This window comes from Ferruginibacter paludis (genome assembly GCF_030409685.1).
Classification (GTDB): Bacteria; Bacteroidota; Bacteroidia; order Chitinophagales; family Chitinophagaceae; genus Ferruginibacter; species Ferruginibacter paludis.
This window is the reverse complement of the sequence record NZ_JAUFQJ010000008.1, coordinates 38,743-56,132: the sequence shown is the minus strand read 5'-3', so window position 1 is coordinate 56,132 and position 17,390 is coordinate 38,743. Positions and strand designations below refer to the sequence as shown.

Here is a 17,390-nt window from a genome sequence, read left to right as displayed (position 1 = left end):
CATCGTCGCTTTTAACAGCATAGTTTCAGGATGTTGAATGTTGCAGTTTTCAAAGGAAATCGATTACTGTTTTTTTGTTTTGCTGGATCAGATTGTTTTGATTTTTCAACCCATAACTTTCTGATACAAAGATGCGATACCTACACTACCCTCACAAGAGCAGCATTACGCTATTTTTATCGTTCATTAATTACGCAGGGTAGCGTATTTATTCATTTGTGTAGTAGGATATCTACGTAGAAATCAGCAAACTTGCTACAAACCTGGTTTTACACTAAAGTGAACCTTAAAAAAAACTTCCACAGCTGTTTGATGGGCGTGTGGAAGTAAGATGTTTCCGGCAAGGCCGGCAATTTCAGGGGTTACACTTTTTGCGTGGTTAGCGCTTCCAGATCAAACCTGTAAATGATTTGGCTGGTCTCAGGGTTAGCTTTTTGAACCATCATCGCTTTTATTGCGTAAGTTCGGCATGTTGGATCTTGTGTCTTCAAAGGAATTCGTTGTTGGTTTTTGCACTGGATGTTGCAATATCAATTAGTTTGAAAAACGTAAAAATAAAAAGAAGTTGACTGATATTGGATTAGGTAGTTTTTCAGCGATTAGTTGGATTCTAGCTATTTTTTCGGTTTATCAGGATATTGGACGAGATTGATATTTAATTCCTATCAATCAACTTCTGATACAAAAATGCAAAAGATCCAGCTATTAGACAAGCGCATTCTTGCGCTATTTTTTGGGTACAGTAAATACTGTGCAGCGAACACGGATACCGAAAAAACCGAAGGAATTATCCCATTGTTAAACCGTAAAATTACTGTTATATAAATTATTTGTTATCCCGTTTGTTATTATTTATAATGGAATAAAATCTACAACTAGATTGTAAATCAATAAACAACAACTAAATAACGGAACTCTTCACTTTATTTAGTAAGGCTCTGAATTATATCGTACTTTGTTACAATATGTAGCGAGCCAGCTTCGTCACGACTTAATACTGCACCATTTTCTTTGTTTATAAAGGCGCTTAAACGTTCTACTGGCGTGTCGAAAGCTACTTCCGGATAGGCTTTTTCCAGTACTGATTCCACTTTTTTCCATTTCACATTGGCATCATCCAGGATTTTATTAAACAATCCGCTTGCTGATATAGCACCAATTGTGGCGCCATCTTGTAGCACCGGAATATTTTCTATATCATATTCCTTCATCAGGTCGATGGCTTCGGCTACGGTTTGCCCGGAGCTTAAAGTAATCAGTCTTTGCGTACCACGACCACTGATGAGGTCTTTAAAAGTTTTCATTTCTAAAAATCCTCTTTCAAGCATCCACTCATCATTGTAAACTTTTCCAACGTAGCGACTGCCATGGTCGTGGAATATCAGTACCACAACATCGTCTTTTTTTAGCTCGCTCTTTAATTGTAACATTCCCTGGAGACAACTGCCTGCGCTATAGCCACAGAAGATACCTTCCTCTTTTGCTATCCGCCGTGCCATCAAAGCACCATCTTTATCTGCCACTTTTGTAAAGGCGTCAATAACACTCATATCATAATTGGCAGGCACAAAGTCTTCGCCAAATCCTTCGCTTATATAGGGATAAACTTCTTTCTGATCCAGTTCGCCAGTTTCAAAATATTTTTTTAACAAAGATCCATAACTATCAATTGCCCAAACTTTAATATCAGGATTTTTCTCTTTTAAATACTTACCTGTGCCAACAATAGTTCCACCTGTACCAGTTGCTACAACCAGGTGCGTAACTCTCCCTTCAGTCTGCTCCCAAATCTCCGGACCTGTCTGTTCATAATGTGTTTGTCTGTTGGCTAAATTGTCATACTGATTTACATACCAACTATTGGGAACTTCAGTTGCCAGCCTTTTGCTAACCGAATAATACGACCTCGGATCCGAAGGGTCTACATTCGTGGGACAAACAATTACTTCTGCACCTACGGCTTTTAGAATATCCGCCTTTTCTTTGGATTGTTTATCTGTTGTGGTGAAAATACATTTGTAGCCTTTAACGCAGGCTGCCAATGCAAGGCCCATTCCGGTGTTGCCGCTGGTACCTTCAATGATAGTTCCGCCGGGCTTTATCTTTCCTTCTTTTTCGGCCACTTCAAGCATTTTCAACGCCATCCTGTCTTTTATGCTGTTGCCGGGATTAAAATATTCCACCTTTGCCAGTACCGTACAAGGCAAATCTTTGGTGATCTTATTTAATTTAATAAGCGGCGTATTGCCAATGGTCTCTAAAATATTATTAAGCCACATGATTTTTATTTTGATGCTAAGGTAATTTTATTCTGCAGGTACAGCAATAACCGCTGATTAAAGATGAGACTGATAGCTGCAAGTACTGCATCATCAAACAGCATACTGAAAAAGTATTAATAAATATCAGACACGTTATCTGGACAAAAGCTCAACTGATTTCAAGACGGCTTTGTCCTTTGTATTGAGTGTTTCGTAAAGTCCCTCATTGCGCCATAGTTGTCTTGCAATAGAAGACTGAATGCGTGCAATAAGGCTTGCTTTTTCTTTCTCAGAAATGGTGTCCAGCCGTATGGAATCTTTTGCAGCGGCCGATACAAATTGTTTCCAGTTATCTTCGGTAAAACTGAAATTCTTTATAAAATCGGATGTTGTTTTAAAGCTGTTTAGCTGAGTTGCATTTTGCAGGTAATAATGATAGCCGAAGTCGCTTACCAGGCCCCTGTAAAACACTTTTGCAAAGGCTGCGCTAAAATCTGCCGTGTCAACCGGAATAAAAACATCTGGTGTAATGCCGCCTCCGCCATATACAATTTTACCATTTTGAGTCTTAAACATTTTAGTACTGTCATGTTTAACAGAATCGGCAGAATTAACTTCTCCATCGTGAAACCGGTTAGCAACTTCTTCATAGTAAGCTTTGCCGCCATTGGTATAGGAGCGTTGGATGCTTCGTCCAATCGGAGTATAATATCTTGCAATGGTCAGCCTTAAAGCGCTGCCGTCACTCAAATCAAATTGCTCCTGTACCAACCCCTTACCAAAACTGCGCCTTCCCACGATGGTAGCACGGTTCCAATCCTGCAAGGCACCAATTAATATTTCACTAGCGCTTGCGGTGCCTTCATCTGCCAGTACTACTAATTCCCCTTTTTCAAATAGTCCCGGTCTTTTGCAACGGTATTCTTTTTTGGCAAAGTGAGTACCTTCGGTATAAACAATTAATTTGTCTCCATCTAAAAATTCATCGGCAATTGAGGTGGCTTCATCCAAAATACCGCCGCCGTTGCCTCTTAAATCAAGTATTAATTTTTTTAACCCCTGCTTTTGCAATGCTTCCATCGCCTGCATAAATTCCCTGTAAGTTGATTGGGAGAATTTATTAAGCCGGATATAGCCGATGCCATTTTCAATAATATAACTGGCATCCACGCTGCTCACAGGTATCATGCCACGGGTAATGGTAAAAGGTATTGTCTGGCTTTCGCGCAAAACAGTAATTACTACTTTGGTATCAAGGTCGCCCCGCAATAGTTTCCTGATCTGGTCGCCAGTAATCTTTTTACCTGCTACCGGCGTTTCATTTACTTTAATGAATTTATCGCCGGTCTTTATACCCGCTTTAAAGCTTGGCCCGTCTGGTACTACATTAATTACATTGATGGTGTCGTTAAAAATATTAAACTCCACTCCAATGCCAAAAAAATTGCCAGCGATATCATCATTGACACCTTGCAGTTCATCTGCTGGTATAAAAACAGAGTGTGGGTCAAGCTTGCCCAGGATAGCAGCAATGGCGGTATCTGTTAATTCGGCGGTCTTTACACTGTCTACATATTTGGTTTCTATCAAATCCATCACTTCCTGTAACGGCCTTCTTTTATCGGTTGAAAAGAAATTTTTGCCCGGCATATTGTCTCTCATTTTATACCCAATCATCATACCCGCAATCATCGTAATACTAAAAAGCAGTGGTAACCAAACCTGAATTTTCTTGTTCATATATACACTTATAAACACGAAAATAATTGAATTATAATGAATGCCGTCGTTGTGTTTTTTAATTAACTTGAGCTTTAATAAATTAAACCTCCAAATAATAAATAATAATAATGGCAAATATTTTAATAGCAGACAGTGGATCAACCAGGGCAGAGTGGTGTTTGATAAATGGGGATAAAAAGAAGAAAATTGTAACACAAGGCATCAGCCCTTACTTTTTGAATACCATAGAAATTGAGCAGCTGCTGGCTAAAGAGTTAAAAAATAAATTAAAAGAGCATGAGCCCGACGAAATATATTATTATGGTACGGGGTGTATCAATCCGGAAAATGCAAAATTGGTAACAAAGGCTTTAAAGACAACTTTTCCAAAAGCAAAAATTACAGTAACGCACGATTTAATGGGAGCCGCCAAGGCCCTGTGTGGCGATCAGAAAGGGGTTGCCTGCATACTGGGTACAGGATCCAATTCATGCTATTACAATGGAAAAAAAATTATTAAGAACAGCCCCGGACTCGGATATATCTTAGGCGATGAAGGCAGCGGCGCTTACCTGGGGAAAAAAGTGGTGCAGTATTATTTGTACAATACATTTGATCCCGACCTGATGGACAGGTTTAATGCAAAGTACAATACCACGTCAGCAGAAATTTTGGATGCCGTTTACAAACAACCGCTTCCCAACCGGTACCTGGCGGGCTTTGTACCGTTCCTGGTAGAAAACCGCGGTCACTTTATGATAGAAAATATCATTGAAGATGGTTTTAATGATTTCTTTTTTAATCACCTGTACAAATACAGGGAAAGCTGGATAATGCCCATTCATTTTATTGGAAGCGTAGCCTATGGCTTCAGGGATATTTTAAAAGATATGTGCGACACCTATGAATTGCAGTTAGGCAGGGTATTAAAAAATCCTATGGATGGGTTGGTAAAGTACCATAAGCAAAAAATGATCACCGGTTAACATATTACCTCATCAAAACCTCAGGAACAAACGCCGGCACTTTATAAATGCCGGGGACGTTGATAAAAAGCGATACAATGGCTGTCCAGAAAATAACCGAACAAAGCTCCCATTACCAGCATCTCGAAAAAATGCCGGTGGCAGAATTACTCAGCAACATCAATAAAGAAGATAAAAAAGTAGCAACCGCGGTAGAAGCAGTATTGCCGCAAATAGAAGTGCTTGTAAAAGCGATCGCAGATAAAATGCTGGCTGGAGGGCGCCTTTTTTACATTGGGGCAGGTACCAGCGGACGGTTGGGTATTTTGGATGCGAGCGAATGCCCGCCTACATTTGGTGTATCACCCGACCTGGTCATTGGAATAATAGCCGGAGGTTACAAAGCCATTACGCAGGCCGTAGAATTTGCGGAAGATGATGATGAACAGGGCTGGAAAGATTTAATGGAGTGCCACGTATGCGACCGGGATGTTGTAATTGGTGTTGCCGCCAGCGGAACAACGCCTTATGTTATCGGCGCTTTGCAGCAATGTAAAAACAGGAATATTATTACCGGAAGCATCAGCTGTAATTTGAATGCACCGGTAAGTGAAGTAGCCGATTATCCTATTGAGGTTATTGTAGGACCTGAATTTATTACCGGAAGCACCCGGATGAAAAGCGGTACAGCGCAAAAGCTGATATTAAATATGATTTCCACCACACTGATGATTCAGCTGGGCAGGGTGGAGAATAACACGATGGTAAATATGCAGCTCACCAATGAAAAATTAATTGACAGGGGAGTGCGGATGGTGATGGATAAATTAAATATTAGCTATGCGGATGCAAAAGCATTACTAATAAAATATGGCAGCGTAAAAAAATCACTGGAAAATAAAGCTTCCTGATAAGACTTTCCTGTTTGTTTTTGATGGGAATTTTGTCTAATTTACGAAGACATTGTTCATGAACAAAACTCACCATTATGAAACGTACACTTCTACTTTTTTCTGTTTTTTTTACGATTGCTTTTCTCAGCAAAGCTCAAAGTTCAAAGCCTTCGTATGCCATTACAGGCAAGCCAAACAATAATTTCTTTTGGGCAGATATAAAACAAGTTGACCTTGCTACCGGCAAAGTAATAAGGACGTTGTTTGAAGCAGATAAAACGCCTTTTAAAATCACAGGCTCAGATAACAGCAATGAGGCAAGAAAAGCTACTGCAAACCCGACTGGTTTTGGCGTGGCGGCTTGTGCTTTGGATGTTGCACACAACAGGTTATATTTTGCTCCCATCCATTTTTCGGATATAAATTATTTAGACCTGAACCAGTCCGATGCAAGATTTACCACAGTTAAAACCAACCTCCTCGCCAAACCTGCAGGCGGTGCCTTTCAAACAGAAGAAAACCAAATCACCCGCATGGTAATTGCTGCCGATGGTTATGGTTATGCATTAACAAATGATGCCAACCACCTGCTGCGTTTTAATACGGGCGGCAGCGTAAATGTGCAGGACCTTGGGCCGGTAATTGATGCTGCAGAAAACAAAGGCATTTCTATCCATAACAAATGCTCCAGCTGGGGCGGAGACATGGTGGCAGATGCTTTTGGCAAACTTGTAATTGTAACAGCAAGCCATAATATTTTCAGTATTGATGTAGCAGCCAGGACGGCAAAATTTACAGGGGGCATTACCGGCTTGCCTGCCACTTTTACAACCAACGGTGCAGCCGTGGATGATGCTGGTAATATGGTGGTAAGCAGTGCCAATGTTTTCGAGGGCCTGTACAAAGTGAATATGAAAGATCTTTCAGCCGTAAAAGTTGTGAGCACAGAAAGTCCATTCAATGCATCTGACCTGGCCAATGGTAATTTTTTATTACAGAAGGAAGCTGATGCAGAAAGAAATTCGCTTGCAAAATCGCTGCTGCCGCTTTCAACTGTTAGTGATGCAAAAATTTTTCCTAACCCTGTCACCGGTTCTCAGTTCAGGGTTTTAACAGCTGGGCAAAATGTTGGACGATACACCGTAATAGTTACGGATCTCGCCGGCAGAACCCTGCAGTCAAAAGTTGTCAGCCTTACCAAAGCGCCACAAACAACCACCATTAATTTTGCCCGTCAGCAACCAAAGGGCACTTACATGGTGAACATTTTAAATCAAAATAAAGAGGTTACATTCACCGAAAAACTGGTTGTAGAATAGCCGGTTTTACTTCATTGTTGTTGTAAATAATAAGCTGCATTGATTGCAGCTTTTTTTATAAACAAACCATTTTATCAGCACGATGATTTAATTTTGCTACAACAATATTTTTTATTTTGGTTATGGCAGTGCAGCGCTTTTTTATTGTATGCAAAATATAGAACCTTATTATAACTGGCGTCATTTGTACATCGCCGAAGACGATGACAGGTCTCCATTTTATGGACGTGAGTACAGCGAATTTGAATTTTCCCAAACAGTTTACAATTATTATATCCATCCGCAGTGGGATGAATTTGGTAGCAGAACATTATACATGAAAATTATTTTTGTGGATTATGATCAGCACTTTGCCATTATAGAATTACTGGGTGAATGGAACGATGCAATTGAAAATGATATCATGACACTGCGCCGGGACATCACCGATATTTTGTATGTGCAGGGTATTTTCAAATTTATATTCATCGCTGAAAATGTGCTGAATTTTCACAGCAGCGATGATAGTTATTATGAAGAATGGAGAGAGCAACTGGAAGATGACGGAGGCTGGGTAGTGGTCATTAATATGCCTTCTCAAAGCCAGTATGATTTTAAAAAAGCACGACTGACCAACTATGTAGCGTTGCTGGATTTCCCGCAATGGAGAACATTAAAACCGGAAGTGGTTTTTCAGCAAGTAGACAACTGGATGATTAAACAATTAAATTAAATATCACATCGCATGACTGATATAGGCAAAAAGTATTGCTTAAATAATTTCAATAAAATAATTTTTTGAGACTTACTGACGTACTTTTGCATCAATTTACTAAAATAACCCAAGCTATATGACCTGGAAATTATTCTTTACCTCCTCAATCGGCAAGAAATTCATAATGGCGCTTACCGGTATTTTCCTTATCACTTTCTTAATAGTTCACTGCGGCATAAACGCCATGATTTTTTTTAATGATGGTGGCGAAACGTTTAACCATTGGGGCCATTTCATGGGTTCTAATTTAATCGTTCGCACTATGGAACTGGGTTTGTTTTTATTTTTAATCATGCATATTGTACAAGGACTTACCTTATGGAGTCAAAACAATAAATCCAGGCCGGTAAAATACGTTGTAAAAAACTCTGCCGCCAATAGTACCTGGTACAGTAGAAGCATGGGCTTGCTTGGAACGCTGATTCTTATTTTCCTTGTATTGCATTTATATCATTTCTGGACTCCATCCAGGTTTGGTGGAATGGCTGGTATCAAAGCACTGGACGAAACAAGTCTTGCAACATACAACAATGAAGAAGTACACAATTTATATGCAGAAATGAAATTGGTGTTTGAAAACAATTTATTAATTGTTGTTGTTTACATACTTGGCGTGATATCGCTTTGCTGGCATTTGTTGCATGGTTTTCAAAGTGCGTTTCAAACGTTTGGTGTAAACCACAAAAGATATACACCCATTATAAAAGGCGCAGGCGTTGTTTACTCAGTTGTTATTTGCTTATTGTTTGCATTGATGCCACTGGCTTTTTATTTGCACTGGGTTAATTAAATATTTCAGCAACTATAGTCAGTTAACTCACAACAAATAAAATTGTACCAATACGTCTCTGATATATTAGCAACTAACACAATCGTATTACAACACCTTGTAAAATAGTTTTAACCAATCACCTAATCAACAATACTATGTCTTTCGATTCAAAAATTCCTGCCGGCGAAATGAATGAAAAGTGGAACGATTATAAAGGGCACGTTAAGCTGGTAAATCCTGCCAACAAACGTAAGCTTGAAGTAATTGTAGTAGGCACCGGGCTGGCCGGAGCTTCTGCCGCAGCTTCACTGGGAGAGATGGGATATAAAGTAAAAGCATTTTGTTTCCAGGATAGTCCGAGAAGGGCGCATAGTATCGCAGCCCAGGGCGGCATCAATGCAGCTAAAAATTATCAGAATGATGGCGACTCTGTTTTTCGCTTGTTTTATGATACGGTAAAAGGTGGTGATTACAGGGCGAGAGAAGCAAATGTGCATCGCCTTGCGGAAGTGAGCAACGCTATTATTGATCAGTGTGTGGCACAGGGTGTTCCTTTTGCAAGGGAGTACGGCGGCTTGTTAAGCAACCGTAGTTTTGGTGGAACCCAGGTACAGCGTACGTTTTATGCTGCGGGCCAAACAGGTCAGCAATTATTGCTGGGCGCTTACAGTGCATTGGAAAGGCAAATTGCGTTGGGTACGGTTGAAATGTACAGCCGCCACGAAATGCTGGATGTGGTAATGATTGATGAAAAGGCGAGAGGAATTATAGCAAGAAACCTGGTGACAGGAGAACTGGAAAAACATTTTGGTCACGCTGTGTTATTATGTACCGGCGGTTATGGCAATGTATTTTATTTAAGCACCAACGCCATGGGCAGCAATGTTACGGCTGCATGGAAAGCACATAAAAAAGGTGCCTTCTTCGGTAATCCTTGCTTTACACAGATTCACCCAACCTGTATTCCGGTGAGTGGCGAATACCAAAGCAAGCTTACTTTGATGAGTGAAAGTTTGCGCAACGATGGCCGCATCTGGGTACCCAAACAAAAAGACGAAAAACGTAAGGCAGTAGATATTCCTGAAGAAGAAAGGGACTATTACCTGGAAAGAAGATATCCTGCATTTGGTAATCTTGTACCACGCGACGTGGCTTCAAGGGCAGCAAAGGAAAGATGTGATGAAGGCTATGGCGTAGGTACAACAAAGCTGGCGGTTTACCTTGATTTTAAAGATGCGATTTTAAGATACGGTAAAATTGAATTGGGCAAACAGGGTAATACGACTATTTCGCAGGAGGAAATCATAAAAGCAGGTAAAGCCGTAGTGGAAGAAAAATATGGTAACCTGTTTGAAATGTATGAAAAAATTACTGGTGAAAATCCATATGAGATGCCGATGCGTATTTTCCCCGCGGTGCATTATACCATGGGTGGATTATGGGTTGATTACGAATTGCAAACAACAGTAAAAGGCTTGTACGCATTGGGTGAAGCCAACTTCAGCGACCACGGTGCCAATCGTTTGGGTGCGTCTGCTTTGATGCAGGGTCTCGCGGATGGTTACTTCGTAATACCATATACGTTGGGTAATTACCTGGCCGATGAAATACGCACACCAGCCATTCCAACAACACATCCTGCTTTTGCAGAAACAGAAAAAGCAGTAAGCGACAGGATCAACACACTCATGAACATCAAAGGCAAACAAACAGTGGAAAGTTTTCACAAACGCCTTGGTAAAATTATGTGGGATAAATGCGGGATGGCCCGTAACGAAAAAGGATTGCAGGAAGCGATCGCGGAAATCCAGGCATTGAAAAAAGAATTCTGGAGCGATGTAAGAATACCGGGAGAAATCAACAACATTAACCCTGAACTGGATAAAGCAGGGCGTGTGGCTGATTTTATTGAACTGGGAGAGTTGATGTGCAAAGATGCGTTGGAAAGAAAGGAAAGCTGCGGTGGCCATTTCAGGGAAGAATCACAAACAGAAGATGGCGAAGCAAAACGCGATGATGAAAATTTCAGTTTTGTTTCTGCCTGGGAATACAAGGGAGAAAGTAACTGGCAGCTGAACAAAGAACCACTGGAATTTGAAATTGTGAAACCAACACAGCGTTCTTATAAATAATTGATGAATTACAATACAACCATTCATCAATACAGCAATTCAACAATAACCAATACAACAATTTAACCATTCAAAAATGGAACATTACAATATGAATCTGACGTTAAAAATCTGGCGTCAAAAAAACAATCAGTCTGCCGGTTCTTTGGAAACCTACCAGGTAAAAGATATTTCATCAGAGATGTCGTTTTTGGAAATGTTTGATGTTTTAAACGAGCAGTTAATTGTAGCAGGGGATGATCCGATTGCATTTGATCATGACTGCCGCGAAGGAATTTGTGGTCAGTGCAGCATGCACATTGATGGAAGAGCACACGGGCCGTGGACAAACAATACTACTTGCCAGCTCCACATGCGTGCTTTTAAAGATGGCGATACCATTGTGGTAGAACCATGGCGCAGCAAGGCTTTTCCGGTAATAAAAGATTTAATGGTAGACCGCAGTTCGTTTGACCGCATCATCCAGGCAGGTGGTTATATCTCTGTAAATACAGGTAATGCGGTTGATGCCAACTCATTGCCGATTGATAAAAAAGACGCAGACAATGCTTTTATGGCAGCGGCTTGTATTGGTTGCGGCGCCTGTGTTGCAACCTGTGTAAACAGCAGCGCCATGTTGTTTGTGAGTGCAAAAGTGGCCCAGCTGGCGCAGTTGCCGCAGGGACAACCGGAAAGGGAATCAAGGGTGTTGAATATGGTGGCCCAGATGGATAAGGAAAATTTTGGTAACTGTACCAATACCTATGCATGTGAAGCAGAATGCCCCAAGGGAATTTCAGTTTCAAATATTGCCCGTTTAAACCGTGAATATCTTTCTGCCGGGTTAAGTACTGAACAATAAATTTATACGTTATATATTGGCTAAACCTTCTTTAACCGGAAGGTTTTTTTATTTGTACCGGCGTTGGAACACTCAAAAGCTGTTGCGCAATAAATACTAACTTTAAATACCGAAATCTAAAAGCCTGATTTGAAATCTCCAAGGATATATCTGCTGCTGATCTTTCTGCTGACTGTACAATTATCCGTGGGGCAAAAAATACTATCCCCCGTCTCCAACCTCCGAAATAAAAAAATTATTGTCAGCAATACACGTAACAGTTTCGATAGCCTCAGTGTTGTCCCCGGTACATTCCATATCAAAAATGTATATCCTTCCCAGTATATTTTGGATGAAATCAATGCCCGTTTAACGTGGATACAAAAGCCGGAAACAGACAGTATAGAAATCAGTTACCGGGTTTTCCCAACGAAACTAAACGCAGCTTCCCGGCATTTTAACTATGATAGTATCCGCAATAATTTCATCGCCGAACGGCCTTATATTTTCAAAAGTGGTGGCAAGCAGGCCAACGCCCTCTTTGATTTTGGCGACATCAATTACAATGGTAGTTTCGGCCGGGGTATTTCGTTTGGCAACAGCCAGGATGCGGTGCTTAACTCAAGTTTAAATTTACAGCTCAACGGTTTTATTGGTGATAGCCTGGAATTAACAGCAGCTGTTACTGACAATAATATTCCTATACAGCCAGATGGCAATACGCAGGATCTGCGTGATTTTGATAAAGTGTTTCTGCAGGTAAAAAAAAGAAACTGGCAGGTGAATTTTGGGGATATCGATATCCGCCAGAGTAAAAACTATTTTCTCAATTTTTACAAACGATTGCAGGGGATGTCTTTTTTGACAGACAATAAAATCAATAAACATGTGAGCAATTCGCTGTTGCTGAGTGGCTCTGTTGCCAAGGGGAAATTTAACCGCAATGTATTGGTTCCGCTCGAGGGAAACCAGGGCCCGTACCGACTACAGGGCGCCAGCAATGAATTGTATTTTACTGTACTGGCTGGTACAGAAAGAGTTTTTATGGATGGCGAACTGCTGGTGAGGGGCGAAGACCAGGATTACGTAATCAACTACAATACGGCGGAACTGACTTTTACACCCAAACGGATGGTTACAAAAGACAAGCGCATACAGGTGGAGTTTGAGTATGCAGACCGTAACTTTTTAAACTCTAATTTGTATGTAAACGATGAAGTAACCATCAATAAAAAACTGGTGCTGAGTATCGGCGCTTTCTCCAACCAGGACGCAAAAAATTCTGCCATTAACCAAACACTGGATAGCAAGCAAAAACAATTTTTAGCAGATGTAGGCGATGGCATTGATACTGCCTTTTATAGAGGAGCAGTACTGGATACATTTGCAACGGGTAAAATATTATACCGTAAAATAGATTCGGTTTTTAATACCACGCAACACGATTCTATTTATGTGTATGACACTACGAACAACAACACTTTATACAATCTGGCTTTTACCTACCTCGGTGCCGGGAAGGGTAATTATGTACAATTGTACACCGCAACCAATGGTAAAGTATTTAAATGGGTTACTCCCAATGCAGCCAATGTAAAACAGGGCGACTGGGAACCGGTTATTTTATTGGTAACTCCCAAGAAAAAGCAACTGATTACAGTAGGGGCCGAATACAGCATCAATGCAACTACGCGTATCAAAACAGAATTTGCTGTGAGTAATTATGACATCAATCTTTTCAGCAGCAAGGATAAAAGCAATGACAATGGCGTAGCCGCAAAAGTACAATTGATACAGGATGGGAAAAAAGTGCATCTTTTTAAAAAGGCATTGGAATTGCAAACCAACCTGGGATACGAATATGTGCAGGGACGTTTCACTCCGTTGGAGCGTTTACGCAATGTAGAATTTAACCGCGACTGGAGTTTGCCTTATACCGTAGCTCCCGCTGATGAAAGTCTTGCCAATGCAGCGTTCCAGCTAAGAGACAGTGCCGGCAACCAGGTGAAATATGAAGTTACCCAATACAGCCGCAGTGATAAATTCAGCGGCGTACGGCAGGCATTCAATCATTTTTCAAGCATTCATGGCTGGAGGCTGACTGACCAAATTAGCATCACGAGCAGCAATTCTCCTTTACAAAAATTCAGTTACCTGCGTCCTTCGGTTGATATAAACAAGCAGTTTAAGAAATTCAACAACCTGGTAATAGGTGGAAATTATTCAGCTGAGCACAATGCAGTTACCAACAAGCAATATGATACCTTATCGCCTTTCAGTTTTGCCTTTCATACCTGGCAGGTGTATGTAAAATCAGATGAGGTAAAGCCCAATAAATGGGGCATCAGTTATTTTACCCGGAGCGATTTATACCCCGTGGTAAAAAAATTATCAGTGGCAGATAAAAGCAATAATTTTAGTGTAACAACCGCCTTGTTAAAAAATGAGCATCACCAGTTTAAGTTCAATTTGACTTACCGCAAACTGCAAATTGTTAACCCATTGCTTACCACGCAAAAGGCGGATGAAAGTTTGCTCGGCCGCTCAGAATATTTTATCAATGAATGGAAGGGCCTGGTTACAGGAAACGTTTTATATGAAGTGGGAGCAGGGCAGGAGCAAAAAAGAGAATTCACTTTTGTTGAAGTGCCGGCCGGCCAGGGCGAATATACCTGGAATGATTATAATAACAACGGGATTGCAGAACTGAATGAATTTGAAATTGCCTTGTTCCCTGATCAGCGAAAATACATCCGTGTAAATACGCCTACCAATCAATATGTAAAGGCTAATTATGTAACGTTTAATTACAGCGTTGATATCAGTCCACGAGCGATAATAGATGCGGCTAAAGCCAAAGGGTTTAGAAAACTGTTGAGCAGGCTAAGCACATCCTCTTCTATGCAGATCAATAAAAAAGATATCTCTACCGGCAGTTTTCAGTTCAATCCTTTTACAAAAAAACTGGTTGATACTACCTTGCTTACCCTGAGTTCTTTTTTATCGAATTCGTTATTCTTTAACCGCGTTAGCAGCAAATGGGGTATGGATATAACGCATAGCCAGAACAGTGGTAAATCTTTGCTGACGTATGGATTCGAAAGCAGGAAATTGACGAACATCACTTATAAGGCAAGATTCAATTTTAACCGGAAAATCACTACCAGTATAACTTTAAAGTCTATTAACAATGAATTGAATTCGCCCAAGTTTGATAACAGGAATTACAGCGTGCAGCAAAAAGTGGCCGAACCAGCAGTAAGTTATACGCATGGTAGTGACCTACGGGTAACAGCATCTTACAGTTTCAGCGATAAAAAAAATACGGTCGGCTTTTTTGAAAAACTGACCAATAATGCCATCAATACAGAAGTAAAATACAATGTGCTTTCCAACAGCACCATCAACGGAAAGTTCTCGGTTAATACCATCAGCTTCTCAGCGAAAGATCCCAGTGCATCGCCTAATTCTACTGTTGGATATATTATGCTGGAAGGGTTGTTGCCCGGTAAAAATTATTTGTGGAACCTGGAATACACCAAACGCCTCGCTGGTAATATTGAAATGAGTGTGCAATACGATGGCCGTAAGCCAGGCACAGCAAGGGTCGTACACATCGGGCGTGCAACCATCCGGGCAATCTTTTAGCAGATGGCCTATATCAGGAAATCATTAGCACTCTTTCAACAACCCAATAACCAGCTACCAACGCAATCATGGATGACAGGCCATACACTACTCTTCCCCTGTACCATACCTTATCTTTCAAAGGAAGTATCACCAGCGAAAACATCGCCACTATAACCGTCATCTGCCCCAGTTCTACGCCCAGGTTAAAGGATAAAATGGAGGTAAAGAATTTGTCAGCCGGCAAACCAATTTCATTTAAAGCGCTGGCAAAACCCATTCCGTGAATTAGCCCAAACAAGAAAACAACAGCAATCCGCCAGGGCTTCAGCTTGGTGACCAGTATATTTTCTACAGCTACAAATGCGATGGATAAAGCGATGATGGGTTCTACAACAGGTGCCGGTGCTACAAAAATATTTTTCATACTCAATGCAAGCGTAATAGAATGTGCCACGGTAAATGCGGTGGCCTGCCACAACATCGTCTTGATATTTGTACTCAGCAAACACAGTCCCACTACAAATAAAATATGATCCGCACCTTTTGGAATGATGTGAGTGAAACCAAGCTTTGTATAAAACCAAACCACATCTTTTGCCGGTGCATTTTGCAGGGCATAATTAATGCTGTGTGCAAAAAGCAGCGGTGAAAAAAAGAGGACTGTTAACAGGATCACCCACTTTCTGTAAGCCGGTACAATAAAATCTTTCATGGTAAATATTTTATCATTTACTAAAACTTACGAAACTCTTAATCTGTTGTAATGCAGCCGTCTTAAGCGTTTCATCTATGTTAGGATTATTTTGTACGGCATCCTGCAGGTATTTATTTGCTTTAACAGTGTCGCCATTTTTTGCGAAAATTAATCCCGCCCTGCATAACAGTGTTGGATTTTTACTGTTGGTCTTCATCGCTTCCCGGAGGTATGGCAAGGCTTTACCTGGTTCATTGTTTTCGAAATACATCCAGGCCAGTGTTTCATTTACATCAATGTTTTTTGGCCGCCGGTTATATTCCATCAGTGCATGTTCAAGTGCCTTTTCTTTGTTGCCCGCAGAGAGATAGGCATAGGCCAGTTCTTTATCAGCATAGTGTCCGATGCTTTCATCGCTGTTGGCTGCATTTGCATTTTTATCCAAATCTTCAACCAGTTTTTTTGTTACTGCAGTACCATTTTCTTTTTGTCCGGCGAGGTAATAAACGTTGGCAAGCTCCTGCATAAAACTATTGCTGGTGGCATCTTTTGCCGCCTGCTGATAATAGTCAATGGCTTTGTTATAATCCTTTGATGCAGTTGCAATGCGTGCCATGCCTGCAAGCGCATACATGTAACCCGGGCGCTCTGCCAATGCCTGCTGATAACTCATTTCGGCGGCTTTCAAATCACCTGTGTTTTCATACAAATGTCCTAACTGAATCCTTGACCATTCGGTAGCTTCATCTCCCGGCGCTCCGGCATCAATGGCGAGTTTCATGGCATCAATGGCACCAGGGTAATCACCGAAAATTTCACGCAGGTAAGATGCCCGTGCATAGGAGCGCAGGTCTGGCCTGATGTCCATCATCTTCTGTGCGCATTCCAAAGCAGAATCGTAATTGCCCATTTCGACATGTCCGTCAACCAGTATGCCTTGTACAAAGGCGTTGTAAGGAATAATGCTGCCGGCATGTTCTGCTGTTGCCAGGCCGTCTGCAAAATGATGCTGGCTCAGGTAGATCACTGATTTCAATGTAAGGGCTTCAAAATTGGCAGCATCAGTCTTTAATACATTATTCACCAGTTTCATTGCAGCCATATCATAATAGGGATAGTTGCCGGTTGCCCTGGCCTCTAAAATAAAATAGTTGGCCAGCGCAATGGTTGATTTGGTATCAGCAGCATTTGCCTTAATTTTTTGTTGCAGCACTGCCACATTTTTTTGTGTCACAAGCCATTCATCTGTTTTAGCCAGCAGTCCCTTTCGTGGAAGCAATGTGTATACCATGGCTTCCATCTTCTTTTGCTTGTGCTGGTATCGTATCACAATAAACCCTGCACAACAGATGCATACTGCAATCAACAAAGTGTATAAAATATTTCTTTTCATGATGTTTGGTTTTGTTTTTGGGAAAATAAAAAGTG

12 protein-coding genes are annotated in these 17,390 nt (G+C 40.9%); 8 read left to right on the top strand and 4 right to left on the bottom strand.

Annotation, left to right across the window (positions count from 1 at the left end; genetic code table 11):
• Nucleotides 1-923: 923 nt before the first annotated feature.
• Together QWZ08_RS15810 and QWZ08_RS15805 are read right to left on the bottom strand one after the other, a co-directional pair.
• Complete coding sequence (locus QWZ08_RS15810) at nucleotides 924-2,279, bottom strand: pyridoxal-phosphate dependent enzyme (RefSeq protein ID WP_290338451.1); 1,356 nt, start codon at nucleotides 2,277-2,279, stop codon at nucleotides 924-926.
• A gap of 135 nt (nucleotides 2,280-2,414) precedes the next feature.
• Nucleotides 2,415-4,001 carry a S41 family peptidase gene (locus tag QWZ08_RS15805; protein ID WP_290338450.1) on the bottom strand — a complete coding sequence of 529 codons (1,587 nt, stop codon included), beginning with the start codon at nucleotides 3,999-4,001 and terminating at the stop codon, nucleotides 2,415-2,417.
• Nucleotides 4,002-4,111: 110 nt separating this feature from the next.
• On the opposite strand from QWZ08_RS15805, the gene QWZ08_RS15800 reads away from it, so the two are divergent.
• The 8 genes from QWZ08_RS15800 to QWZ08_RS15765 all read left to right on the top strand — a co-directional run bounded on the left by QWZ08_RS15800 (nucleotide 4,112) and on the right by QWZ08_RS15765 (nucleotide 15,286).
• A complete protein-coding gene (locus QWZ08_RS15800) occupies nucleotides 4,112-4,969 on the top strand; it encodes an N-acetylglucosamine kinase (protein WP_290338449.1) in 858 nt (285 codons plus the stop codon).
• A 77-nt stretch (nucleotides 4,970-5,046) separates the two neighbouring features.
• Complete coding sequence (gene murQ / locus QWZ08_RS15795) at nucleotides 5,047-5,859, top strand: N-acetylmuramic acid 6-phosphate etherase (protein ID WP_290338448.1); 813 nt, start codon at nucleotides 5,047-5,049, stop codon at nucleotides 5,857-5,859.
• A 77-nt stretch (nucleotides 5,860-5,936) separates the two neighbouring features.
• Nucleotides 5,937-7,160, top strand: coding sequence for a T9SS type A sorting domain-containing protein (locus QWZ08_RS15790; protein ID WP_290338447.1), 1,224 nt, complete (start codon nucleotides 5,937-5,939; stop codon nucleotides 7,158-7,160).
• A 148-nt stretch (nucleotides 7,161-7,308) separates the two neighbouring features.
• Complete coding sequence (locus QWZ08_RS15785; protein WP_290338446.1) at nucleotides 7,309-7,872, top strand: hypothetical protein; 564 nt, start codon at nucleotides 7,309-7,311, stop codon at nucleotides 7,870-7,872.
• A 118-nt stretch (nucleotides 7,873-7,990) separates the two neighbouring features.
• Nucleotides 7,991-8,704 carry a succinate dehydrogenase cytochrome b subunit gene (locus QWZ08_RS15780; RefSeq protein WP_290338445.1) on the top strand — a complete coding sequence of 238 codons (714 nt, stop codon included), beginning with the start codon at nucleotides 7,991-7,993 and terminating at the stop codon, nucleotides 8,702-8,704.
• 137 nt (nucleotides 8,705-8,841) lie between these two features.
• Nucleotides 8,842-10,818: a fumarate reductase/succinate dehydrogenase flavoprotein subunit gene (locus QWZ08_RS15775; protein WP_290338444.1), complete on the top strand. Its 1,977-nt coding sequence runs from the start codon at nucleotides 8,842-8,844 to the stop codon at nucleotides 10,816-10,818.
• A 76-nt stretch (nucleotides 10,819-10,894) separates the two neighbouring features.
• The gene (locus tag QWZ08_RS15770) at nucleotides 10,895-11,659 is read left to right on the top strand and encodes a succinate dehydrogenase/fumarate reductase iron-sulfur subunit (protein WP_290338443.1); all 765 of its coding nucleotides are present in this window, start codon (nucleotides 10,895-10,897) and stop codon (nucleotides 11,657-11,659) included.
• Nucleotides 11,660-11,788: 129 nt separating this feature from the next.
• On the top strand, nucleotides 11,789-15,286 hold the full coding sequence (locus tag QWZ08_RS15765) for a DUF8818 domain-containing protein (RefSeq protein ID WP_290338442.1): 3,498 nt from the start codon (nucleotides 11,789-11,791) through the stop codon (nucleotides 15,284-15,286).
• A gap of 13 nt (nucleotides 15,287-15,299) precedes the next feature.
• On the opposite strand, the gene QWZ08_RS15760 is transcribed toward QWZ08_RS15765, so the two are convergent.
• Both QWZ08_RS15760 and QWZ08_RS15755 read right to left on the bottom strand, forming a co-directional pair.
• A complete protein-coding gene (locus QWZ08_RS15760; RefSeq protein ID WP_290338441.1) occupies nucleotides 15,300-15,980 on the bottom strand; it encodes a HupE/UreJ family protein in 681 nt (226 codons plus the stop codon).
• Between the two features lie 13 nt (nucleotides 15,981-15,993).
• Nucleotides 15,994-17,355 carry a tetratricopeptide repeat protein gene (locus QWZ08_RS15755; protein WP_290338440.1) on the bottom strand — a complete coding sequence of 454 codons (1,362 nt, stop codon included), beginning with the start codon at nucleotides 17,353-17,355 and terminating at the stop codon, nucleotides 15,994-15,996.
• Between the last annotated feature and the right edge of the window lie 35 nt (nucleotides 17,356-17,390).

Excerpts from the sequence above, each read along its gene's own strand:
- QWZ08_RS15810 (WP_290338451.1), bottom strand. The coding sequence starts at position 2,279 with ATGTGGCTTAATAATATTTTAGAGACCATTGGCAATACGCCGCTTATT.
- QWZ08_RS15805 (WP_290338450.1), bottom strand. The coding sequence starts at position 4,001 with ATGAACAAGAAAATTCAGGTTTGGTTACCACTGCTTTTTAGTATTACG.
- QWZ08_RS15800 (WP_290338449.1), top strand. The coding sequence starts at position 4,112 with ATGGCAAATATTTTAATAGCAGACAGTGGATCAACCAGGGCAGAGTGG.
- murQ (WP_290338448.1), top strand. The coding sequence starts at position 5,047 with ATGGCTGTCCAGAAAATAACCGAACAAAGCTCCCATTACCAGCATCTC.
- QWZ08_RS15790 (WP_290338447.1), top strand. The coding sequence starts at position 5,937 with ATGAAACGTACACTTCTACTTTTTTCTGTTTTTTTTACGATTGCTTTT.
- QWZ08_RS15785 (WP_290338446.1), top strand. The coding sequence starts at position 7,309 with ATGCAAAATATAGAACCTTATTATAACTGGCGTCATTTGTACATCGCC.
- QWZ08_RS15780 (WP_290338445.1), top strand. The coding sequence starts at position 7,991 with ATGACCTGGAAATTATTCTTTACCTCCTCAATCGGCAAGAAATTCATA.
- QWZ08_RS15775 (WP_290338444.1), top strand. The coding sequence starts at position 8,842 with ATGTCTTTCGATTCAAAAATTCCTGCCGGCGAAATGAATGAAAAGTGG.
- QWZ08_RS15770 (WP_290338443.1), top strand. The coding sequence starts at position 10,895 with ATGGAACATTACAATATGAATCTGACGTTAAAAATCTGGCGTCAAAAA.
- QWZ08_RS15760 (WP_290338441.1), bottom strand. The coding sequence starts at position 15,980 with ATGAAAGATTTTATTGTACCGGCTTACAGAAAGTGGGTGATCCTGTTA.
- QWZ08_RS15755 (WP_290338440.1), bottom strand. The coding sequence starts at position 17,355 with ATGAAAAGAAATATTTTATACACTTTGTTGATTGCAGTATGCATCTGT.